This is a genomic window from Chromatiales bacterium (assembly GCA_024234935.1).
Taxonomy (GTDB): domain Bacteria; phylum Pseudomonadota; class Gammaproteobacteria; order Steroidobacterales.
Window position 1 is genome coordinate 60,087 of sequence record JACKNI010000005.1, and the last position, 21,717, is coordinate 81,803.

Here is a 21,717-nt window from a genome sequence, read left to right on the forward strand (position 1 = left end):
TGATGCAGCGATGAGGCTGTTTGCCAGTGCCTGAAGCGAAAGCGCCACGACCTGTCGCCCCGTATCTCGCCGTCGGTCTGTCGACCGTCATCTACGGCATCTCGGAACGAAAGCAGATCCGGCACAACATCGAGAACATCGAGGAGGTCATCCACGCGGCCGTCTCGATGGTCAACATCAACATGCCGGTGAAGATCATCGCCCTCGCCGAAGGTGCGCTGACCGGATTTACCGACGAGATCTTCGACCTGCCGCACGTGATGGCGGCCCGTGACCTGTTCATCGACATCCCCGGTGAGGAAACGGAACACCTGGGCCGGCTGGCGAAGCTCTACAACACCTACATCATCGGCCAGTGCAAGGCGCGCTGGCCGGAAGTCATGGCCGACCGCTACTTCAACACGCTGTTCGTCATTGGTCCGAACGGCAAGGTGGTGCACAAGGCCGCCAAGAACCACATCTGGTGCCGGGAACGCTCCTGCGTGCCGCACGATGTCTACGACCGGTGGGTCGAGTTGTACGGTGATGGTATCGAGGCTTTCTATCCGGTACTGAAGACCGACGACATCGGCAACATCGGTACCATCTGCTGCAGCGACGGCGAATACCCTGAAGCGGTCCGCGCGCTGACTTTCAACGGTGCCGAAGTGGTCTATCGGCCCAGCGAGGCCACGCCGATGACTACCGCCGGCTATCCCGGTGGCGGCACCTGGATGATCCAGAATCAGGGCCATGCGGAATTCAATTCGGTGTACATGCTTTGCCCGAATGCGGGTCCGGTCTACCTGGGTGCGACCTCGAAGCATCCGGTGGATATCGCCGGCGGCAGCGCCCATATCGTCGACTACCGCGGGCAGGTTGTGTCCTACAGCGCCTCGACCAACAACAGCGTGGTTGCAGCGACCGTGGATATCGAGGCGCTGCGCCAGTTCCGCGCCATGAGCCTCAACAACAACTGGCTGAAGGACTTGCGTACCGAGCTCTTCAGTCGCATGTATGAAAAACCCATCCACCCGAAGAATCTCTGGCTGAAGGACGAGCCGAAGTCCCATGCCGAGGTGGATGAGATCTACCGTGCCAATATCCAGCGTCTTGTCGACCGCGGCACATGGACAAAGCCGGCGGTCGAGCATCCGGGTTGCCGCTATCAGCCGGCCGGTGATGACGAGATCTCCTGGGACCAGATGAAGCAGCGGCTGTGGGCGCCGTGGCTGGACGAATAGACAATTGAGCTCTGATTACATAGTGTTAGCGTCATTTTGAAGACCTGCAGGGGGAGAATGCCATGTCGACAAAACGATCCATTGCACCATCGCTGGCCACCGCACTCGGTGTGCTGGCGGCTTTCACCGGGGGTGTTGCCCAGGCAGCGCTCGAGGAGGTGGTGGTAACCGCCCAGCGGCGTGAGCAGAACCTGCAGGATGTCGGTATCTCGGTCACGGCCTTCAGCGAAGAAATGGTTCGCAACATGGGCTTCGAGAACACCGTCGACGTCACCCAGATGACGCCCAATCTCAACTATACGACGCCGCAGGCTGATTCCAGCCAGGTCAATTTCTTCCTGCGCGGTGTCGGCCTCAATGACTTCGCCGATGCCCAGGAAAATCCGGTCGCAGTCTATGTAGACGATGTCTACAAGCCGGCGATGGGCGGTCTCGCGCTGCAGCTCTTCGATATCCAGCGCATCGAGGTATTGCGCGGCCCGCAGGGCGCGCTGTTCGGGCGCAACTCCACGGGTGGCGTGATCCACTACGTCACCAAGCGGCCGAGCGATGTGTTCGATGCCTATGCTGACGCAAGCTACGGCGATTACGACCAGATCAAGGCCGAGGGTGCGGTTGGCGGCCCGCTGGCCGACGGCGTGATGGGCCGCCTGTCGCTCGGCTACAACCACCACGATGGCTGGACGAAGAACCGCACGCCTGGCGTGCAGGACTTCAATGGCGCCGACTCGATTGCGGGTCGTGCCCAGCTGCTGTTCGAACCTTCAGACGACCTCAGTGTCCTGCTGAGCGGAAACTACTCGCGGAACAGCGCGGCAGTCGGCGCCTGGCAGCATGAGTCCACCAAGCCTGCGCCTGACGGCAACACCAGCCTGCCACTGCCCGCAGACGAGGACTTCTGGGGCACCTGCCCCGGCTGCGATGCCTTCGGTTATGTCGATACCGACGGTGACCCATGGTCCGGCGACTACGACCGGCCGGGCCAGGTGCGGGTAAAGAACCAGGGCCTCCAGGCCAACATCAACTGGAAAGTTGGCGGACTCGACGTGACTTCGATCACCGCCTACACCAACGTCAAGCGTCTGCAGGAAGAAGATTCCGACATGAATCCCTTCCTGGTGCCGCCTTATTCGATGGATCCACCGCCCCCGGCGGCAATTCGTTCGTTTATCGCTCCCACCTTCGAGGCTGACACAGATACCTTCAGCCAGGAACTCCGCGTGGCCGGCGAAGCCGAGCGCATGCGGTGGCTGGCCGGCGTCTACTATTTCAACAACCAGGTCGACGGCCACTATCAACTGAACACCGACGCCATCGGTTTCGTGGATATGGATGCCCGCTATACGCAGGATACCGACTCCTGGGACCTGTTCGGCCAGGTCGAATACGATTTTGCGCCGGACTGGACCGTGATCGGCGGTTTGCGATGGACCAGCGAGGACAAGGAACTCGATTTCGTGAACATCGACAACTCCGGTATCACCGCATTCTGCAGCACGGAGCCTGATCCGCCCGCGGAGGGCTGCTTCAATCCTTCGCCCACGCCGATCAGCGCATGGCGCCCGGCTGCCGATTACATGATCCTCTTCAACAAGTCGACGGTTGGCAGTCTCGCCGAGCAGAGCGACGACTACATCACCGGTCGCCTGCAGGTGAACTGGCAGGCCAACGATGACCTGCTGCTCTACGGCTCCTATTCGCGGGGCAAGAAATCAGCCGGCTTCAACAACGGCTTTCTCGATACCACGCAGATCTTCGGCGACAATCCGCTGGAGACCATTCCCTTCAAGTCGGAAACGCTTGACGCCTACGAACTGGGCCTGAAGTCCACCGTTCTCGGCGGCACCACGCGGGTCAATGCCTCGGTCTTCTACTACGACTACAAGGACTTCCAGACTTTCCAGTGGCTGATCCTGAACCAGGTGATCTTCAACGCCGACGCTGAAGTCTACGGCGCCGAACTCGAGATCGAGAGCAGGCCCATGGACGGCCTGACCCTGCAGCTGGGCGCAGGCGTACTCGATGCGACGGCCAAGGATATTCCGACGGTCACCGGCGACGCGGTTCGCGACCGGAACATGGTCGGCGCGCCTGACTTCAGCCTCAGCGGACTGGCGCGCTACGAGTGGCCCGCACTGGAAGGCACGGTGGCGGTGCAGGCGTCGGGCAGCTACCAGAAGAATATCTGGTATGACATCCAGAACCACCCGATCTCCAAAGAAGACGGGTACACGATCGTCAACCTGCGTACCTCGTACACCACCGGCGATGGTGGCTGGGAGGTTTATGCCTTCGTCAACAACGTGTTCGAAGAGGAATACAAGGTTTACACTTTTGATTTCACCAACCTGTTCGGCTTCAACCAGGTGGCTTCAGGCATGCCGCGCTGGTGGGGCGTGGGCGCACGCGTGAATTTCTGAACCTGTGCCGCTGGCCACGGTGGCTGCTTGCAGCGCCGTGCGCCAGCGGCTCGTTTACCTCACCATCCTCCTTCCTGTTCTCTTCGGGCTGCTGACGGTAGCGGCATGGGCGAGCGCTCCCGCGTCCGGCGATTCACATGGTCAACAGACCCTCCTGCATGCCGGGGTCGAGCGGCACTATCTGATTCGTCTGCCGGCGGAGCCGGTACTGCGAGCGGGCGCCGTACCGCTGGTACTGGTCCTGCACGGCGGTGGCGGCAACGCAGAGAATGCCGAGCGCATGACGGGCTTCAGCGACAAGGCGCGTCGCGAGGGCTTCATCGTCGTCTATCCCGAAGGTACCAGCCGCTTCAGGCAGAAGCTGCTGACCTGGAACGCCGGCCATTGCTGCGGCTACGCGATGAAGCATCAGGTCGATGACGTGGGTTTCATGCGAGCGTTGATCACGCGTCTCGTCAAAGACTATCCGATCGACCCGAAGCGGATTTTTGTAACCGGCATGTCCAACGGCGGCATGATGACGCACCGGCTGGGGCGGGAACTCTCCGACCAGCTCGCAGCGATCGCACCGGTGGTGGCCACCGTGTTCGGCGACGAGAGCAAGGCGGCCCACCCGGTATCAGCCCTCATGCTGAATGGCATGCTCGACAAGTCAGTACCCCATGCAGGCGGCCCGCCCGGCGGGCGTTTCAGCGATTCCTGGGATGGCGCACCTGCAAAGCCGGCACTGGATCAGGGTACATACTGGGCCAGTACAGACGGCTGTGCACGGGAACCGGTGCGGCGGGATCAGGGCACCTATATCCACTGGCAGTATTCCTGCCCGGGCGGCAAAGCCGTCGAACTCTATCTGCTCAAGGACAACGGCCATGCCTGGCCGGGCGGGCAGAAAGGTTCACGTCGAGGTGATACGCCGAGTACTTCGCTGAATGCGACTGACCTGATCTGGGAGTTTTTTGCCGCGCACGGAAAGTCCCGGTAGTCGGGTTCCGGGGAAAATAAATCCGGCACCTTTTCTTGGCACCTTTTCTCAGGTCGACGCGATCACCGCACTCGGCCGGCGCGGATTGGCGAGCGCCTGATCACACATCGCGATCACCGCATTGACCTTGATGAGATCCATCGCGGCCGGGTCGCGTACCCGTTCGCCCCAGCGCAATTCGGCAACCGCCTTGTTGAATTCACGGCGCACGGCTTCCGGATAGGCATCGACGACCAGCTCCTGGCTGAAATACGGGCCCGTGCGAAGACGGTTGGAAGTGGCGTAAAGACCGACCACCGGCGTGCCGGCCGCTGTCGCCATGTGCGCTGGTCCTGAATCCGGACAGATGAGCAGATCAGCGATCTGCAGGACGGCAAACAGCTGCTTGAGATTCGTCTTGCCGACCAGGTTTGTGACCCGGCCTTCGGGCTGGTCGCCGAGCGCGGTGCTGATCGCGGTACCGTAACTCTGCTCGGTCTCGGTCGGGCCACCGGTCAGCACGATCTGTGCACCCTGGATGTCGATCAGGTGGCGGGCGAGGGCAACATAGTTCTCGACCCGCCAGTTGCGGTAGTTGCGAAAACGCTGACTGGTGCAGGGACTGATGACGCAGATCGGCCGGGGGCCGGCACGCAGCCCCTCGGCGATTTCCCGGTCGGCAGCGCTGAGCGCGAAATCCCAGCGCAGCACCCGCTCGTGGATGCCCAGATGCTCGGCAAAGCCGAACAGCCCGTCCATCACGTGCTGGTTGGGTTGCGCGGCAATCTTCCGGTTGCTGAACAGCCATTGCCAGTCGCGGGCCCGTGCCCGGTCAAAACCCAGACGGATGTCGGCCCGCACCAGTCGGCTGACCAGGTTGGCGCGCATCGAGGCATGCATGTGCAGGAGCAGGGGAAAGTGACGGCCGGCGAGTTGCCGGCGTATTTCCCGCATACTGGCCCGGGAATCGCGCTTGTCGAAGGTGATAAACTCGATGCCGCTTGCGTCTTTCAGCAGACCGTATTCAGTGCGCCCGACGATCCATGTGATTTGCGTAGTCGGCCAATGCGCCTGCAGTGTGCGGACGACCGGCAGCGTGTGGCAACAGTCACCGATTGCAGACAGGCGCAGGACGCATATGCTCTCTGGCGCTGATATTGGTTTCTGACCGGACGGCATCAACAGTGTCCAGAAAAATCGCGCGACACGGTGGGGAAGTCATCCTATACGATGATGCTGTCCTCAGCCACGCAGAGCCGGCATTGTTTGAACCGGCATCACGGGCGCAGTCATCGCGCATACCCGGTTCTTCAGGCGGACGGGGTGCCACGTATTTCATCGATTGCGCGGGCCAGCCCTGTGTACTGCGCCACTATTACCGCGGCGGGCTCATCGGCCGGCTGATCAGCGACCAGTTCTTCTGGCTGGGCGAGTCCACGACCCGGTGCTTTCGTGAATGGCTGCTGCTCGAGCGTCTGACACAGATGGCTTTGCCTGTGCCTCGGCCGGTCGCTGCACGTTACCGACATTCAGGCCTCATTTACCGGGCTGATCTGATCACCACGCGTCTTCCGGACGTCGAGTCGCTTGCCGCACGGCTTGCGCACGAGCGCGTGTCGACAGAAACATGGGCCCGGATCGGCGAGTGCGTCGCGCGCTTTCATCGCGCCGGGGTCTGGCATGCAGATCTCAACGCCCACAATGTGCAGATCGATACGGCTGAGCGGATATTCCTGCTGGACTTCGACCGTGGTCGCATTCGCCCGGCGGCGCGCAGCTGGCAGCAATCGAATCTGGCGCGTCTGCATCGTTCGTTGCTGAAGATCAGTGCAAAGAGCGCGGACAACAGGAAATTCTCGGCTCGGGAATGGAACTGGCTGGTCGAGGGGTATGACGCGGCGATGTCCGGCACTCAGCGGTAGGGATCCGGCAAGGGCGGCGGGCGGTTCTTGAAGCGGCGGTGTATCCAGTAATACTGCTCGGGGATCTCGCGGATCTGCGCTTCGATCAGGGCATTCACCCGCAGGGCGTCGGCTTCGGGACTCTCGCCGGGGAAATCATCGAGTGCCGGGAAAATCTCCAGTACATAGCCCTGCCCATCGGGCAGGCGGCGGGCCACCAGTGGCGCCACGGCCGCCTTGCCCATGCGCACGATGTTGCTTAGCGCAGTATTGGTCATGGCCGGTTCGCCACAGAAGGGCAGCAGCGCACTCATCTCGCCCTGGTAACTCTGGTCTGGCGCGTACCAGACGGGTATGCCCTGGCGCAGTGCGCGTACCATGCCGCGCATGTTCTGCTTTGGAATCAGCAGCGGTACCGATTTGTGCCGCAGGCGTTTGAGTATTTCATCGACAAAGGGATTGCGACTGCTACGGTAGAGCGCGGCGACGGAGGGGAAGATCGCGCTGAAGGCGCGCCCGGTGATCTCGAGGCTGGCGAAGTGCCCGGCAACCAGCACCACACCGCGACCTCCGGCCATGGCCCGTCGCAAATGCTCCGCGCCACGCACTTCCACCAGCCGCTCAACCGTCGCGGTGCTGGCCCACCAGCCGAGCCCGTGTTCGACCAGCGTCATGCCCAGCGACTCGAAATGGCGGCGCAGCAGTGCATTTCGTTCGGCTGTATCGAGCTCGGGAAAACACAACGACAGGTTTGCCGCCGCAATGTGTCGCCGCTTGCGGAGCATGAGACCCGCGAGACGGCCGAGCTTGCGTCCCACGGCAAGCTGCATCCGGTAAGGGCAGAAGGCGAGCAGGCGCATGCCGGCCAGTGCCAGCCAGATCGGCCAGTAACGTGGTTGCCAGAACCCCGCGAGGGGCCGCATCGTGTCGCCGGATCGCTTGCTCATGCTGCGGTTTCTGCTACGTCGCCGCACATCCTAACAGCGCTCGCGACCAGCCCGGAGGCTCTTGAAAGTCGGACCCGGCATGCCCATACAATGGAAACCTGACCCTGTGGAGGCCTTCCGTGAAACGCATCATCCTGTTCCTTGCCACCAATATGGCGATCCTTGCGGTGTTGACTGTGTCGATGCGGCTGCTCGGTATCGATCAATACATGGCGGCTTCCGGGCAGGATCCGGGTGCGCTGCTGGTGTTCGCGGCGATCCTCGGCTTTGGCGGCTCGCTGATCTCGCTGGCGATGTCGAAATTCATCGCAAAGCGAAGCGTGGGCGCAAGAGTCATCGAAGAGCCGCGCAATGCCGAAGAAGCCTGGCTGGTCGCAACGGTTCGTCAGCTGGCGCAGAAAGCCGGTATCGGCATGCCTGAGGTGGCGATCTTCGATTCTCCGCAGCCCAATGCCTTCGCCACCGGTGCACGCCGGGATGCGGCGCTCGTCGCGGTCAGCACCGGGCTTCTGCAGCGCATGCAGCGCAATGAGGTCGAAGCCGTGCTCGGCCACGAGATTTCGCATGTCGCCAATGGCGACATGGTGACGCTTACCCTGATCCAGGGGGTGGTGAACACCTTTGTGATTTTCCTGTCCCGGCTGATCGGACGCTTCGTCGATCAGGTGGTATTCCGCAGTGAGCGCGGCAACGGCCCCGGCTTTTTCATCACGGTGATCGTTGCGCAGCTGGTGCTGGGCCTGCTGGCCAGCATCATCGTCGCCTGGTTCTCGCGTCAGCGTGAATTTCGTGCCGATGCAGGCGGTGCCCACCTCGCCGGTCGCGGCAACATGGTTGCCGCCCTGGAGCGCTTGCAGCAGGCGAGTTCGCCTGCTCCGTTGCCTGAAGGCATGCAGGCCTTTGGCATCTCCGGTGGCGCGGCCCGTTTCGGTGCGCTGTTCATGACCCATCCGCCGTTGCCGGTACGGATCGCCGCGCTGAAGTCGGCTGCGCTATAGGCGATTTTTCCGCGCGAAGTGCGCGCAGCTGATGATGTAGCCGAAGGTGAAGCAGATCTCGCCGAAGTTGGCGATCGGCAGCGACCATTCCGAACTGGCAAAGGCGCCTGCGGCGATGAACATCAGGCCCGCGCCCACGGTCAGCCACGGCCATCCGCGTTGTATCCAGAGCGCGATGCCGACCGCGAGGACCACGACGTTGGTGAGGATTGCCACCAGCGGTCCCGGCCCCGAGCTGATGACCAGGTCTGATCCGGCGCAGAGCTGGGCGGCACTGACGCGCGTCGAATAGCGCAGCGTATCGGCCAGACAGGCCGGGTAGAGCTGCATGCTGAAGATGCTCGGGATATCCAGCGCGCTGAGCAGCACCGCCGCCACACAGAAAGCGCCCATCACCAGCCGGCTTTGCGCCCAGCGGAGCCCTGCCAGCCGCGCCAGCGCACCGGCCGCGATGATCAGCAGCGGCAGCATCGACCAGTGCCAGGCAAAGGCCGGCACGCTCAGCGCGTAGAGCAGGTCGCCCTGGCCGATGAATCGCCCGATGCCGATGCGGAAGTTATCGTAAAAAAGCAGCGTCGAGGCGATCAGTACGATGAGCAGCACGCGCGGCCGACCGGTCTGCGACCAGAGCCGCCAGCCCCACAGCCAGATAATCAGGTGAATGACTGCATAGCAGAGAAAGAGGCCGGACAGCATATCGGACATCCTGGTGGCGGTTTGTTGCAGCCTACCTGATCGCCAGACGGGAGCCCGTCAATTCAGGCCAGCGTGTTGCGGCTTTCGCCAGACAGGAAGGCACGGATATTTGCCACCACTTCATCCAGCGCCCGTTGCCTGGCTTCGCGCGCGGCCCAGGCGATGTGCGGTGTAACGAGCAGGTTAGGCAAGCGGACATCGAGCAGCGGATTTCCGCTTGCCGGTGGCTCTTCCGGCAGTACATCGATACCCGCACCACCCAGGCGGCCGTCGCGCAGTGCCGCCAGCAGCGCGAGTTCGTCGACGAGTGCGCCCCGGGCGGTATTGATGAGCACCGCGTCTGCGCGCATCAACTGCAGTGTCTCTGCGTTGATCAGGTGCCGGGTGGCCGGCGTCAGCGGACAGTGCAGTGAAAGCACATCGCTGCTCGCCAATAACCTGAACAAGTCGATCCGCTCTGTTGGGGGGTCGTCGGCTGTCTGGCTGCGAGCATCCGCACCCGGCCGCAGGGAGTGGCTGACCAGAACGCGCATCCCGAAGGCCCGTGCCACGCGGGCCACGGCGCGCCCAAGCTGCCCATAACCGACAATACCGAAGTTCAACCCGGCCAGTTCCCGGGACGGATAGTCGAGCAGACAGAAGTGCCGGCTGCTCTGCCAGGCTCCCGTTGCCAACAGCCGCCGGTATTCGTCGAGGTGCAGATTCAGGCTGAGCAGCATGCCAAATACATGCTGTACGACCGACCCGGTGCAGTAGTTGCGGATGTTGCATACCGTGATGCCAAGTTCGCGGGCCGCGGTCAGGTCGATATTGTCGCTGCCGGTCGCAGCCAGGCAGACCAGCCGCAGGGAGGGATTCGCGGTCAGCAGTTCGCGATCGAGATGGACCTTGTTGACGATCAGGATTTCGCAGCCGGCAATCCTCCCGGCCACTTCGTCGGGCCTGCTGCTGGCATACAGTTTGATCTCCGGCAGCGCAGCTCGCAGCCCCGACATGTCCAGATCGGTCGGGCCGAGGGAGTCGAAATCCGGGAAGACGGCTTTCACCCGGAGTCCTGCAGGCCCCGCGCGATGCCGTTCACGCTCGCCGTCAGTGCGTTGAAGAGCACATCATCATTGGTCTGTCGCCAGCGCCGCAGCAAATCGATTTGCAGCAGGCTCATGGGGTCAACGTAGGGGTTTCGCAGCCGTATCGAGCGGCGCAGCGTATTGTCATTCTCCAGCAGGACCTGCTGCTGCTTGACGCGCAGCACGTTCGCGGCGCTGCGCAGGAATTCGTTTTTGATGCGCGGAAAGAAGCGCTCATGGAGCTCGCCGCCGAGCGAGGAGTAATGGCTCGCGATGCTGAGGTCGCTCTTGGCCAGGGCGGTTTCCACATCCGATACCAGAGTGCGGAAGAAGTACCAGCCGGCGAGCATCTCATGCAGGGGCGCGTCGCCAAACTGTTCCAGTGCGCGCTCAAGCCCGTAACCGAAGCCGTACCAGCCGGGAAGTATGTTGCGACTCTGTGTCCAGGCAAAAACCCAGGGTGCGGTGCCGGCCGCAGCCAGCAGGCCGTCCGAGAGACCCGATTCAGGGCCGCTGCCGCGACGCATGCGCTCGATGACATCAGCCGGTGTTGCCAGCCGGTAGTAGTCCGAAAATCCCGGTGAGTCCAGAACCAGCGCCTGATAATGACTTCGCGCTCCCGCAACGATGACCTCGAGTACGGATTCCCATTCCGGCTTCTCGCCGGCGCGCGGCTCGGTTGGCCGCAGCTTGCTGCGCGTGACTGCCGCGAGCGCCTGGTCCAGCGTGCGCAGTGCAATGGCGCGCACCCCGTACTTGTTGGCCACCAGTTCACCCTGCTCGATGGCGCGCACGCCGCCCTGCACCGTACCCGGTGGTGCGCTCAGGATATCGGCATGCGCCTTGCCGCCGCCGGCACCGAGCGCACCGCCGCGGCCATGGAACATGGTGAGTTCGATGTCTTTGGCTTCGGCGGCTGTCAGCAATTCCCGCTGCGCCTTGAGCAAGGCCCAGCGCGCTGACACGAGGTCCGCATCCACGTTGCTGTCGGATACGCCGAGCATGACGATCTGGTGACGTCCGCGGGCGGCCAGATGTTCGCGGTAGCCGGGCTCCGCATAGAGCTGGTTCATCAGTGTGGCGACATTGCCCAGACCGCTGATGGTCTCGAAGGCCGGTGCGATATCCAGGGCGATGGTATCGCTGCGCCTCAGGCTCTCGCTCCATTGCGCCAGCAGCAGCACCGACAGCACGTCGTCGACGCCTTCTGCCATGCTGACGATGTACGGGCCGATCGACTTCTCGCCAAAGCGCCGCCGACAGAAGGCGATGGTCTGGAAGACGCCGATGGCGCGCTTGCCTTCGTTGTCGAATTCAACGAGCGGAGACTCGTTTTCAGCCAGCGCCTGGCGCAGCCGCTCCGTCCGGTATTCCGCGGTCTGTTCCAGCCAGCCCGCTTCGTCGAGGCAGCGGCCGATGATTCTGCGGTTGACGCCGGCTTCCTGACGGATATCCAGCGTCATGAAATGAAATCCGAAGGACTCCACCCGCCGCAGCAGGCGACGCACTGCGAACAGCCCGGCATGCTGTCCGCCGTGTCGGGTCAGGCTGTCGATGATCAGGCGCAGGTCGCCGGCAAGTTCTTCAGACGAGTCGTAGGGGAAAAGTCCGTCTGAAAAAGTCGACTGCAGTCGCGCCATCATGAGGCGCAGCATGACCCGGTAGCGCATGTCCCGGTGGCGTACCGGTGTCATGCTCAGGGCGTTCGGGAAGTGTCCCGAGTACAGGTGAATACGTTCTTCGATTTCGGCAGATACGCCGATGCGGGTTCTGCTCTGGCTGAGCTTTTCGGTCAGCTCCCGGCATTCGCGGTGATAGAGGTCGAGTACCAGCGAACGCTGCCGGCCGATCAGTTCGCGGATGGTCCGGGCGGTGATCTCGTTGCGGCCGACCATGTCGCCGCCAATCCATGAAGCCAGCCGCACCATCACCGGCAGCTTTATCGCGTGCGCTTCCGGGCCCCAGACGGTTTCCAGCGCCGTCTCGATGTTTTCATAGAGCACCGGGATGACCCGATAGATGGTCTCGGTGAGAAAAAACAGCACATGTTCAAGCTCGTCGGCGACAGTGCGCACGCCTGGCGGATGTTCGTCGGTTTGCCAGATGACGGTGATGTCGTTGCGGATGTTTTCGAGATCAGCGGCGATCTCGCGCGGTGACAGCGACGGATTCTGCATGTCGATGAGCCGCCGCACGATGTCGTTCTGCCGGCGCAGGATGGTGCGACGGGTCGGTTCGGTTGGATGAGCGGTGAGTACCGGCTCGAATTTCAGATCAGCCAGGACGGCGCCGATCTCGGCGAGGGTGACGCCCATGTCGCGCAGGTCGAAGAGGGTGTCTTCGAAGCCACCCGGCTGACGGTGCTTGCCTTCGCGGAGATAGGCGCGTCGGCGCCGTATCCGGTGTACCAGTTCGGCGCTGTTGACCGCCTGGAAGTAGGTTGAGAAGGCGCGGATGAAGGTTTCTGCCTCGGTTGCCGACAGCGCGCCCAGCAGAGAGGCGAGCCGCTGCGCGGCTTCCGGATCGCCTTCGCGGGCATCGATTGCTGCCCGGCGCGTCTGTTCGAGGCGGGCCAGCAACTCGCTGCCGCCCTGCTCCTCCAGCAGCTGGCCGACAATCACACCCAGATCATGGACGTCCTGGCGCAGGCCCGCGTCCTTGGCCAGGAACAGGATATCCTCGCGCTTCTCGGTAGTGGTCGCGGCTGGCTGCGGTATTTCAGAGGTCACTTGGGCGCCCTTGTTGGCCGGTCCGACTGCGGCATTTTCGCAGATACCGGGCTCTGAAAGCGCCATGCAGGCACTTATTCCCGGGCGTGCGGCGCATATGCGCAGCCCGAATTGCCGGTCCGCAATACGCCGTGCTATACGATCTGGCCGCGAATCAGGCGGTATATACGAGAACAGGGGACCAGCCCTTGCCGACTCTGCCGGATCTGCATGCCTTTGTCGTGATGGGCCTCACCTGTGCGGCCCTGTACCTCTTCTCGCGCGAGCATATCCGCGCCGAAGCGACCAGCTTGTGGGTGCTGCTGACGCTCGCCCTGCTCTTTTATGTCTTTCCGTACCACGATTTCAGACCGGCGAACATTTTTGCCAACTTCGGTCATGAGGGCCTGGTCACGGTCTGTGCGCTGATGGTGCTGGGGCAGGGGCTCGACCGCACCGGCGCCATGCAGCCGGTTGTCACCGTACTTGCGCGCACCTGGATACAGCGGCCGCGTTTCGCCCTTTTCGTCACGCTGCTCACCGCCTGGGCAACCAGTGGCTTCATCAACGATACCCCGCAAATCGTCATGCTGATTCCGGTACTCGTGGCCTGTTCGCTCCGCGCAGGCAAGGCGCCGTCGAATGTGCTGCTGCCGATGGGCATGGCGGTCCTGATCGGTGGCATGACGACCACCATCGGTTCGGGCACGAATATTCTCGCCGTCGGTATCGCGAACAAAGCTGGTTTGTCGATCGGCATGTTTGATTTCTTCGTCCCGGCGGCTGTCGGTGGAATGGTTGGTCTTCTGTACCTGTGGCTGATCGCCCCGCGTCTGCTGCCGGTGCGCAAGCCGCTGTTGTCTGACAGTTCGCCACGGCTGTTCAACGCCGTGCTGCATATCCATGCTGGCGGGTTTGCGGTGGGCCGTACTGTCGCCGAGGCGCGCAAGCGCACTGAAGACCGCATGCGCATCGACCGCATCAGCCGCGGCGAAGGTCTGCTGCCGGTCAAGCAGCCATCCGTACAGCTGCAGGCGGGTGACAGGCTGTATGTGAGAGATACGGCAGACAACCTGAAGGAATACGAGCGGCTGCTCGGTGCCACCCTGTACAACGCCAGCGATATCGGCCGGGCGGTGAGCGACAGCGTGCCGCTCGACGAAGAAGGACAGCAGCTGGCGGAGGCGGTGATTTCGCGCAGTTCTCCGCTGCACAACCGGACGCTGAACGCAGCGCATTTCAGCAAGCTCTACAACCTGGTGCCGCTGGCCATACATCGTTCGATGTCGGGCACAGACCTCAGCGAGGACCTGAGCAATATCCGCCTGCAGGCCGGCGATGTGCTGCTGGTGCAAGGCGCGCGTGATGCGATTACCGAACTGCGCCGCAGCGGCTCCATCCTCGTGCTCGATGGCACCATCGACCTGCCACATACTGACCGGGCGCCATGGGCGCTCGTGATTCTGCTGATGGTCGTGCTGGTTGCTGCCGGCGGCCTGCTGCCAATGTCCCTGTCGGCACTGGTCGGTGTGGCAGCGATGCTGGTGACCCGCTGCCTGCGCTGGCGCGACCTCGGGCCTGCGCTCAGCATGCCGCTGATCCTGCTGGTAACTGCCAGCCTGTCGCTGGGCGATGCGCTGACCGTGACCGGTGGCATCGATTACATCGCCCGGCTCTTCGTGGCCGGCTTCGGCGGAATGTCGGTGCCGGTCATCCTGAGCGGACTGATGCTGCTGCTGATCGTGGCCACCAATGTCGTGACCAACAATACCGTGGCTGTCATTGGTGTGCCCATCGCCATGAGCATGGCCGGGCAACTCGGCGCACCGGCTGAGCCCTTCGTGGTGGCGGCCATTTTTGCCGCCAACATGAGTTATGCCACGCCGATCGGTTATCAGGGTAATCTGCTGATCATGAGCGCCGGTGGCTACAAGTTTGCCGATTTCGTGCGGGTGGGGGTGCCGCTGACGGTCCTGATGTGGCTGACCTTCAGCTTCCTGCTGCCGGCCTGGTATGGCCTGTAGGGACGACAGCCGCCGTCCGCCCTTGACGGCTGCCAAAGCCCACATGGATACTCGCACCCATGAGCAGGGTTGATCAGATTCCGGGCTGGTGGTGGCGTCACGTCCATCTCTCCGCGAGGAGGGGCATGGCCTAGCCCGTTGTAACCCGAGCTGCCTGTGACCCACCATCGCGGAAGCGGGGTGGGTTTTTTGTTTTCTGCGACCTGAAGAAGCTTCATGCAATCACCATTTGATATCGCTGCCGACCTGGATACGCCGGTATCGACCTGGCTCAAGCTGGCGCCGCTCAAACCGCGCTACCTGCTGGAGAGCGTCGAGGGTGGCGTGCATCTGGCGCGTTATTCCTTTCTCGGTTTCGGCGCTGCGCTTGAATTCCGGCTCGATACCGACGGGCTGCGCGCCGGAACAGAGCGTCTCCATCGGCCTGCCAGCCGCGAAGAACTGCTGGATGCCCTGCGGGCCACGCTGGCCCGTACGCCGCAGCTGAATCCGGTACTGCCCGACCTGCCGTTCAGCGGCGGCCTGGTAGGCGTCGGCGCCTATGACCTCGTGCGTTATTTCGAGCGTCTGCCCAATGGACCGGTGCATCCGGACAATCCGCAGGGGCCGGAAGCCGCCTATCTCGCCGCGGAATCATTGCTGGTTTTCGATCATCTGACGCGCCGGATCGCCTTGCTCCATGCAGGCAGTGAGGCTGAGCGGCTGGCGTTGCGTGCAGAGGTCATCCGGCTGCTGCGTGGCGCACTGCCGGTGGCACCTGCTGCCGGCAAGCAGAGTGCATCCGGGCAGAGCATCTCGCGTGAGCAGTTCATTCGGGCAGTCGAGGCCAGCAAGGAATCGATTACCCGGGGTGATGTCTATCAGCTGGTGCTGTCCGTACAGTTCACCGGCACGCACAGCATCTCGCCCTTCGAGGCCTATCGAGCACTGCGCTTGCTGAATCCCTCGCCATACATGTTCTTCGTCGACCTGGGCGATATCCAGGTAGCCGGTTCTTCACCCGAGGCGCTGGTCAAATTGCGTCGCGGGCATGCATCGCTGCGCCCGATCGCGGGTACGCGCCCGCGCGGTGCGACGCCGGAGCAGGATGTTGCGCACGAGCAGTCCCTGCTCGCCGACGAAAAGGAGAACGCGGAGCATGTGATGCTCGTCGATCTCGCGCGCAATGACCTGGGCCGGGTAGCGGCGGCGGGCACTGTGCACGTGGAGCCTTATCGGAGCATCGAACGTTACAGCCACGTGATGCATATCGTCAGCGGTGTGCAGGGAGAGATTGCAAAAGGGCGCGACGCTTTCGACCTTTTCGCCGCCGCGTTTCCGGCCGGCACGCTGGTCGGTGCGCCGAAGGTACGGGCCATGGAACTCATCGATGAGCTGGAGCCGGTACGCCGTGGCATTTACGCCGGAACGGTTGGCTATTTCGCGAGCAACGGCGACATGGACCAGGCGATAGCGATACGCACCCTGGTGTTCCGTGGCAATACGTACAGCTATCAGGCCGGCGCCGGCATCGTGGCCGACAGCGTTCCTGAAAGCGAGTACAACGAGGTGCTGGCCAAGAGCGCCATCCTGCGCGATGCGCTGACGATGGCGGAGGAAGGTCTGTGAGTACCATGCAGCCGAGGCTGTTGCTCGTCGATAACTATGATTCCTTCACCTATAACCTGGTGCAGGCCTTTCTCGTGCTCGGTGCCGATGTGTTCGTGTACCGCAACGATGAGATCAGCGTGGCGCAGGCGCTGGAGCTGAAGCCCAGTCACTTGTGCATTTCCCCGGGTCCCGGCCGGCCCGATGACGCCGGCGTATCTCTGGCGATGCTGGCAGCCTTCGAGCAGCGGGTGCCGATACTGGGCGTGTGCCTGGGCCATCAGTCGCTGGTGCAGCATTTCGGCGGGCGGATCATCTCCGCGCCACGGCTCATGCACGGCAAGACCTCGATGATCGGGCACGATGGTGCCGGCGTCTATGCCGGACTGAGCAACCCGTTTCAGGCCGGTCGTTATCATTCGCTGGCTGCCGAGGAACAGACCATGCCGGCAGTGCTGGAGATCACCGCGCGCAGCGAACGTGGCGAGATCATGGGCGTGCGGCACCGGCAGCTTCCGGTCGAAGGCGTGCAGTTCCATCCGGAAAGCGTGCTGACGCCCGAAGGCAACCGGCTGCTCGGCAATTTTCTCGCCATGACGGCTGGCCGGCCGTGAGTCCTGTACAGGCGGTTACCGCCACTCTCGAGCAACTGCTTGCCGGGCAGGATCTCGGTGAAGCCGAGGCTGCGTTGCTCATGCACACGCTCACCGATGAGCAATTGCCGCCGGCAGTGGCCGCTGCCTTGCTGGTGGCGCTGCGAATGAAGGGCGAGACGGCCACCGAACTGCGTGGCCTGGCAACGGCGATGCGTGAACTCGCTTGTCGCTTTGAACTCGGGTCGGCTGTTGCGGCGGATGTGGTCGGTACCGGCGGTGATGCTTCGGGCAGTCTGAACCTGTCTACCGGCTCCGCGCTGGTGGCGGCCGCAGCAGGAGTGCCCATAGTCAAGCACGGTAACCGCTCGGTTTCATCGCAGTCCGGCAGCGCGGACGTACTCGAAGCACTGGGTATCCGTCTGCCGCAGACACCGGCTGATGCCCGGGCGCTGTTTGATGCCGCGCAGTTCAGCTTTCTTTTCGCGCCGAACTTTCATCCGGCGATGAAAGCGATTGCGCCGGTACGTCGCGCGCTGGGTATACGGACAGTCTTCAATTTGCTCGGGCCGCTCAGCAATCCGGCTGCACCGCCCTTTGGCCTGATCGGTGCCTGCGACCTGCCGACTGCCCGCCTGCTGGCTGATGCCTTGTCCGGAATGCCAATCCGGCGCGCACTGGTCGTGCACGGCGAGCCCGGTTGGGATGAAGCGACGCCGGTGGGGCCGTTCGTGGTTTTCGATGTGCGCCCCGGTCTCGTGCGCAGGGGCCGTCGCGATCCGGCTCACTATGGTATTTCCCGCTGCACGGCGGCCGATCTTGCTGGCGGCGATGCCGCTGCCAATGCCCGGGCGATCGAAGCCGTACTGCTCGGCAAAGATCGGGGTCCGCATCGTGATGCGCTGGTGCTCGGCGCGGGCCTGGTGCTGGACCTGGTTGGTCGTGCACGTGGTCTGCGCCGCGGGATCGAAGCTGCGCAACGTGCGCTGGACGGCGGCGCCGGCGCCAGCCTGCTGGCCCGGCTGCGTGCCTGGCGGCCGCCCGCAGCATGAAGGCGCACATGAAGAAGCGGGCAGGAAGATCTTTTCTCGGGCGCATGGCCGTGAGCAGCACGCTGCGCGCAGTCACCGCCATGGAACGCTGCCCGGCGCTGATCCTTGAGGCGCGCGTGCGTACGCTGCCGGCGCCACCGCCACTGAAACTCTCCTCGCAGGGCTTCGATGTCATCGCCGAGCTCAAGCGACGCTCACCTTCTGCGGGCGCGCTGGCCCGCCGCGCCCTGCGCATCACCGACCAGGCCCGAAACTACGCGCAGGGTGGTGCAGCGGCGCTGTCTGTGCTGACCGAGCCGGAGGCCTTCGACGGCGAGCTTGCACACCTGCACGAGGTGGCATCGGCAGCCGCGCCGGTACCGGCCATGCGCAAGGATTTTCTGGTCTCGCCCTATCAGGTCCTCGAAGCGCGCGCGGCCGGTGCCAGCGGCGTGCTGCTGATTGCGGCGATGCTGAACGACGCGCGTCTGCAGGACATGCTCCGCTACACGCACCGCCTGGGCCTGTTCGCGCTGGTCGAAATCTTCGATGCCGCTGATCTCGATCGCAGCGTGGCGGCCATCCGCGCGGCGGGCCCGGCAGTCGTCGATGACCGCTGCCGTTCGCTGCTCGGCGTGAATTGCCGCGACCTGCGCAGCCTCAAGGTCGACTTCGGACGCTTTGCCGCACTGGCGCCGCGTTTGCCCGCCGACATCCCGCGCGTTGCGGAGAGTGGTGTCGAATCGGCCAGCCAGGCAGCGCGCGTCGCCGGACTTGGTTATGGCGTCGCGTTGGTCGGTACTGCGCTGATGCGTGCGCCGGATCCAGCGGCGTTCGTCGCGGAGCTGTTGCGGGCCGGCCGGGCTTCGGCCTTCGAGGCGCGCGCGCGATGAGGGTCTTCGTCAAGATCTGCGGTCTGTCCACGCCGCGTGCGGTCAGCGAGGCCATTCAGGCGGGTGCTGACGCGATCGGCTTCGTCTTCGCCGAGTCGCCGCGTCAGGTCACGCCCAGGCGTGCGGCGCAGCTGTGTCGGGATGTGTCGCCGGCGATCATTCGCGTCGCGGTGATGAGACACCCGACGCAAGACGAGTGGCGGCAGGTGGCCGAGGAGTTCGCGCCTGACTGGTTGCAGACCGATGCGGACGATTTTTCGCGCCTCGATATTCCCGAGGGCATCAGCCGTCTGCCGGTATTTCGCGATACGGCGGATCTGGACGTCACGGTATTGGGACACGAAGAGCAGCTGCTCTTCGAGGCAGCTGAAAGCGGACAGGGTTTGCGGGCCGACTGGCGGCGCGCCGCGCAACTGGTCACGGGCATGGGGGTGGACCGCCATCTGGTGCTGGCCGGTGGGCTGACACCGGAAAACGTAGGCGCCGCGATCGCCACCGTGCGACCGTATGGCGTGGATGTAAGCAGTGGCGTGGAATCGCGCCGTGGTGTGAAAGACCCAGGCCGCATCGCAGCCTTCATGGCGGCAGTACGGGAAGCGGAGAGTAATGATGCCAAGCGTTGAAATGGCACCGGCAGAGCGTGCAGAGCTGCTCCGGCGTCTTGTGGCGGGCGAGTTGCCCGATGCGCGCGGCCGCTTCGGCCCCTTCGGCGGCCGATATGCGCCGGAAACCCTGGTGCCTGCGCTCGAGCGGCTCACCGATGGCGTGCAACGTTACCTGCATGACCCGGCTTTTCAGGACGAGCTGGTCGCCGAACTCAAGAGCTGGGTGGGCCGGCCGACTGCGCTGAGTCATGCGCCGACGCTCAGCAAGCGCTGGGGCGCGGAGGTGTATTTCAAGCGCGAGGATCTGGCCCATACCGGCGCGCACAAGATCAACAATGCGCTTGGCCAGGCGCTGCTTGCGCGTCGTCTCGGTGCGAAGCGTGTGATTGCCGAGACCGGTGCGGGCCAGCACGGTGTGGCGACAGCCGCTGCCTGTGCGCGGGTCGGCATTCCCTGCATCGTCTATATGGGTGCGGTCGATGTGCTGCGCCAGGCGCCGAATGTCGAACGCATGGTGCAGTTCGGCGCCGAAGTCGTGCCGGTGAAGACCGGTGACCAGACTTTGCGCGCGGCGATCGACGAGGCCTTCCGCGACTGGGTTGCCGATCCGGCCGGCAGTTATTACCTGCTGGGCTCGGCGCTCGGCCCGCATCCCTATCCGCTGCTCGTGCGCGAACTGCAGGCCGTGATCGGCCGCGAAGCGCGTGCGCAGTTCATCGAGCATACCGGTGGCTTGCCTGATGCCGTTTTTGCCTGCGTGGGGGGCGGCTCGAACGCGATTGGTTTGTTCCATCCGCTGATCGGCGATGCTTCGGTTGCATTGATCGGCGTCGAGGCGGGTGGGCGCAGCAACAAGCTCGGCGACAATGCAGCCACGCTGGCCACCGGCCGTCCCGGCGTCTTGCATGGCACCTATTCGCTGCTGTTGCAGGATCCGGATGGTCAGGTACAGGAGACGCACTCGGTCTCGGCCGGGCTCGACTATCCGGGTGTTGGCCCGGAGCACGCGCTGCTGCAGGCGATCGGTCGCGTGACCTACACCAGTGCGACCGATGATGAGGCGCTCGATGCCTTGCGCGAGTGCTGTGCCAGCGAGGGCATTCTGCCGGCCATCGAATCGTCGCATGCGCTGGCGGGCGGCAAACGCTGGGCGTACGCCAATCCCGGCAAGAAGATCCTGATCGGCATGTCGGGCCGTGGCGACAAGGACATGCCGACCCTGTCGCAGGTCTTCGGTGGTGCGAAGAAAATCCTCGCGGAGGCCGGCAATGTCTGAGCAACCCCTGCCGGCGCATGAGCGCATCAGCGCGGCAATCCGCTGTTCGACTGCGGCAGGTCGCACGGCGCTTGTCCCGTACATCACGGCGGGCTATCCGCAGAAGGACCAGTTCATCGCCACGCTGCGCGCGATCGCAAAGGAAGCCGATGTGGTGGAAGTAGGTGTGCCGTTCAGCGATCCGATGGCCGATGGCGTGACCATCCAGCGAGCGAGCCACGCGGCGATCGCTGCCGGCGTCAGCCTGCGCTGGATACTCGATGAACTGCGAAAGGCCGCGCCCTTCGACGCACCGCTGGTGCTGATGAGCTACCTGAATCCGCTGCTGAGCTTCGGTTATGAGCAGCTGGCCGCAGCGGCAGTCCCGGCCGGCGTTTGCGGTTTCATCGTCCCGGACCTGCCGATCGAGGAAAGTGCTGATTTCAGGGCGGCCCTGGAGGCCCGGGGGCTGGCGCTGATCCAGCTGGTGACGCCGGCCACGCCTCCTGAACGCCTCAAGCTGCTGTGCGCGGCGAGTCGTGGTTTTGTCTACGCCGTCACCACCACCGGGATTACCGGCAGTGGCAAGGAGCTGCCTGCGAGCGTCGGTAGCTACCTGGATCAGGTCAGAAGCTTGAGCAGCCTGCCGGTCTGTGCCGGTTTCGGCGTGCGGCGCGCGGAACAAGTCCGGGGCTTGGCTCCGCATGCCGACGGGGTGATTGTCGGCTCAGCCCTGGTCGAGCAACTGGAGAGCGGGGGAGATCCGGTGGCCTTCCTGCGCGCGCTGCGCCCAAAAACCACTTGAATG

The 21,717-nt window shown here is 63.7% G+C and carries 18 protein-coding genes; 13 read left to right on the top strand and 5 right to left on the bottom strand.

All coding sequences use genetic code 11. From position 1 onward, the window contains the following. Positions 1-26: 26 nt before the first annotated feature. From H6979_11055 to H6979_11065, 3 genes are all read left to right on the top strand, one after another. The gene (locus tag H6979_11055; GenBank protein MCP5140387.1) at positions 27-1,223 is read left to right on the top strand and encodes a hydrolase; all 1,197 of its coding nucleotides are present in this window, start codon (positions 27-29) and stop codon (positions 1,221-1,223) included. 62 nt (positions 1,224-1,285) lie between these two features. After that, complete coding sequence (locus tag H6979_11060) at positions 1,286-3,643, top strand: TonB-dependent receptor (GenBank protein MCP5140388.1); 2,358 nt, start codon at positions 1,286-1,288, stop codon at positions 3,641-3,643. A gap of 19 nt (positions 3,644-3,662) precedes the next feature. Then, positions 3,663-4,625 carry a polyhydroxybutyrate depolymerase gene (locus H6979_11065; GenBank protein ID MCP5140389.1) on the top strand — a complete coding sequence of 321 codons (963 nt, stop codon included), beginning with the start codon at positions 3,663-3,665 and terminating at the stop codon, positions 4,623-4,625. 48 nt (positions 4,626-4,673) lie between these two features. Here H6979_11065 and H6979_11070 read toward each other — a convergent pair whose 3' ends face one another. Continuing rightward, positions 4,674-5,783: a glycosyltransferase family 9 protein gene (locus H6979_11070; GenBank protein MCP5140390.1), complete on the bottom strand. Its 1,110-nt coding sequence runs from the start codon at positions 5,781-5,783 to the stop codon at positions 4,674-4,676. A 5-nt stretch (positions 5,784-5,788) separates the two neighbouring features. Between H6979_11070 and H6979_11075 the strand changes: the two genes are divergently transcribed. Then, positions 5,789-6,526: a 3-deoxy-D-manno-octulosonic acid kinase gene (locus H6979_11075; GenBank protein ID MCP5140391.1), complete on the top strand. Its 738-nt coding sequence runs from the start codon at positions 5,789-5,791 to the stop codon at positions 6,524-6,526. On the opposite strand, the gene lpxL is transcribed toward H6979_11075, so the two are convergent. Continuing rightward, complete coding sequence (gene lpxL / locus H6979_11080; protein MCP5140392.1) at positions 6,517-7,452, bottom strand: LpxL/LpxP family Kdo(2)-lipid IV(A) lauroyl/palmitoleoyl acyltransferase; 936 nt, start codon at positions 7,450-7,452, stop codon at positions 6,517-6,519. The genes H6979_11075 and lpxL overlap by 10 nt on opposite strands. Positions 7,453-7,571: 119 nt before the next feature. Here lpxL and htpX point away from each other — a divergent pair, with 119 nt between their 5' ends. Further along, positions 7,572-8,450 carry a protease HtpX gene (htpX, locus tag H6979_11085; GenBank protein MCP5140393.1) on the top strand — a complete coding sequence of 293 codons (879 nt, stop codon included), beginning with the start codon at positions 7,572-7,574 and terminating at the stop codon, positions 8,448-8,450. On the opposite strand, the gene H6979_11090 is transcribed toward htpX, so the two are convergent. The 3 genes from H6979_11090 to H6979_11100 form a co-directional block, all read right to left on the bottom strand. Further along, entirely contained in the window at positions 8,445-9,146 is a 702-nt protein-coding gene (locus H6979_11090; GenBank protein ID MCP5140394.1) for a hypothetical protein, read from the bottom strand. The two genes, htpX and H6979_11090, sit on opposite strands and share 6 nt — an antisense overlap. 62 nt (positions 9,147-9,208) lie before the next feature. Continuing rightward, positions 9,209-10,141: a D-2-hydroxyacid dehydrogenase gene (locus tag H6979_11095; protein ID MCP5140395.1), complete on the bottom strand. Its 933-nt coding sequence runs from the start codon at positions 10,139-10,141 to the stop codon at positions 9,209-9,211. A gap of 47 nt (positions 10,142-10,188) precedes the next feature. Further along, positions 10,189-13,008 (bottom strand): phosphoenolpyruvate carboxylase, encoded by a 2,820-nt coding sequence (locus tag H6979_11100; protein MCP5140396.1) that lies wholly within the window; start codon positions 13,006-13,008, stop codon positions 10,189-10,191. Positions 13,009-13,166: 158 nt separating this feature from the next. Between H6979_11100 and H6979_11105 the strand changes: the two genes are divergently transcribed. From H6979_11105 to H6979_11140, 8 genes are all read left to right on the top strand, one after another. After that, entirely contained in the window at positions 13,167-14,945 is a 1,779-nt protein-coding gene (locus H6979_11105) for an SLC13 family permease (protein ID MCP5140397.1), read from the top strand. Positions 14,946-15,161: 216 nt separating this feature from the next. After that, positions 15,162-16,553, top strand: a complete 1,392-nt coding sequence (locus H6979_11110) for an anthranilate synthase component I family protein (protein MCP5140398.1) — start codon at positions 15,162-15,164, stop codon at positions 16,551-16,553. A 5-nt stretch (positions 16,554-16,558) separates the two neighbouring features. Continuing rightward, the gene (locus tag H6979_11115; protein MCP5140399.1) at positions 16,559-17,146 is read left to right on the top strand and encodes an aminodeoxychorismate/anthranilate synthase component II; all 588 of its coding nucleotides are present in this window, start codon (positions 16,559-16,561) and stop codon (positions 17,144-17,146) included. After that, complete coding sequence (trpD, locus tag H6979_11120; protein ID MCP5140400.1) at positions 17,143-18,177, top strand: anthranilate phosphoribosyltransferase; 1,035 nt, start codon at positions 17,143-17,145, stop codon at positions 18,175-18,177. Before H6979_11115 ends, trpD begins: the two co-directional genes overlap by 4 nt. Before the next feature lie 8 nt (positions 18,178-18,185). Continuing rightward, on the top strand, positions 18,186-19,049 hold the full coding sequence (locus H6979_11125; GenBank protein MCP5140401.1) for an indole-3-glycerol-phosphate synthase: 864 nt from the start codon (positions 18,186-18,188) through the stop codon (positions 19,047-19,049). Further along, a complete protein-coding gene (locus H6979_11130) occupies positions 19,046-19,672 on the top strand; it encodes a phosphoribosylanthranilate isomerase (protein MCP5140402.1) in 627 nt (208 codons plus the stop codon). Before H6979_11125 ends, H6979_11130 begins: the two co-directional genes overlap by 4 nt. Beyond that, entirely contained in the window at positions 19,656-20,930 is a 1,275-nt protein-coding gene (trpB, locus tag H6979_11135; protein ID MCP5140403.1) for a tryptophan synthase subunit beta, read from the top strand. The genes H6979_11130 and trpB overlap by 17 nt, the downstream gene beginning before the upstream one ends. Continuing rightward, positions 20,923-21,714, top strand: coding sequence for a tryptophan synthase subunit alpha (locus H6979_11140; protein ID MCP5140404.1), 792 nt, complete (start codon positions 20,923-20,925; stop codon positions 21,712-21,714). The genes trpB and H6979_11140 overlap by 8 nt, the downstream gene beginning before the upstream one ends. The last annotated feature ends 3 nt before the right edge of the window (positions 21,715-21,717 follow it).

What these genes read in the sequence shown, in the direction of transcription:
- H6979_11060 (MCP5140388.1), top strand. Translation starts at nt 1,286, where the DNA reads ATGTCGACAAAACGATCCATTGCACCATCGCTGGCCACCGCACTCGGT.
- H6979_11070 (MCP5140390.1), bottom strand. Translation starts at nt 5,783, where the DNA reads ATGCCGTCCGGTCAGAAACCAATATCAGCGCCAGAGAGCATATGCGTC.
- lpxL (MCP5140392.1), bottom strand. Translation starts at nt 7,452, where the DNA reads ATGAGCAAGCGATCCGGCGACACGATGCGGCCCCTCGCGGGGTTCTGG.
- H6979_11090 (MCP5140394.1), bottom strand. Translation starts at nt 9,146, where the DNA reads ATGCTGTCCGGCCTCTTTCTCTGCTATGCAGTCATTCACCTGATTATC.
- H6979_11095 (MCP5140395.1), bottom strand. Translation starts at nt 10,141, where the DNA reads ATGTCGGGGCTGCGAGCTGCGCTGCCGGAGATCAAACTGTATGCCAGC.
- H6979_11100 (MCP5140396.1), bottom strand. Translation starts at nt 13,008, where the DNA reads ATGGCGCTTTCAGAGCCCGGTATCTGCGAAAATGCCGCAGTCGGACCG.
- H6979_11105 (MCP5140397.1), top strand. Translation starts at nt 13,167, where the DNA reads ATGGGCCTCACCTGTGCGGCCCTGTACCTCTTCTCGCGCGAGCATATC.
- H6979_11110 (MCP5140398.1), top strand. Translation starts at nt 15,162, where the DNA reads ATGCAATCACCATTTGATATCGCTGCCGACCTGGATACGCCGGTATCG.
- H6979_11115 (MCP5140399.1), top strand. Translation starts at nt 16,559, where the DNA reads ATGCAGCCGAGGCTGTTGCTCGTCGATAACTATGATTCCTTCACCTAT.
- H6979_11125 (MCP5140401.1), top strand. Translation starts at nt 18,186, where the DNA reads ATGAAGAAGCGGGCAGGAAGATCTTTTCTCGGGCGCATGGCCGTGAGC.
- H6979_11130 (MCP5140402.1), top strand. Translation starts at nt 19,046, where the DNA reads ATGAGGGTCTTCGTCAAGATCTGCGGTCTGTCCACGCCGCGTGCGGTC.
- trpB (MCP5140403.1), top strand. Translation starts at nt 19,656, where the DNA reads ATGATGCCAAGCGTTGAAATGGCACCGGCAGAGCGTGCAGAGCTGCTC.
- H6979_11140 (MCP5140404.1), top strand. Translation starts at nt 20,923, where the DNA reads ATGTCTGAGCAACCCCTGCCGGCGCATGAGCGCATCAGCGCGGCAATC.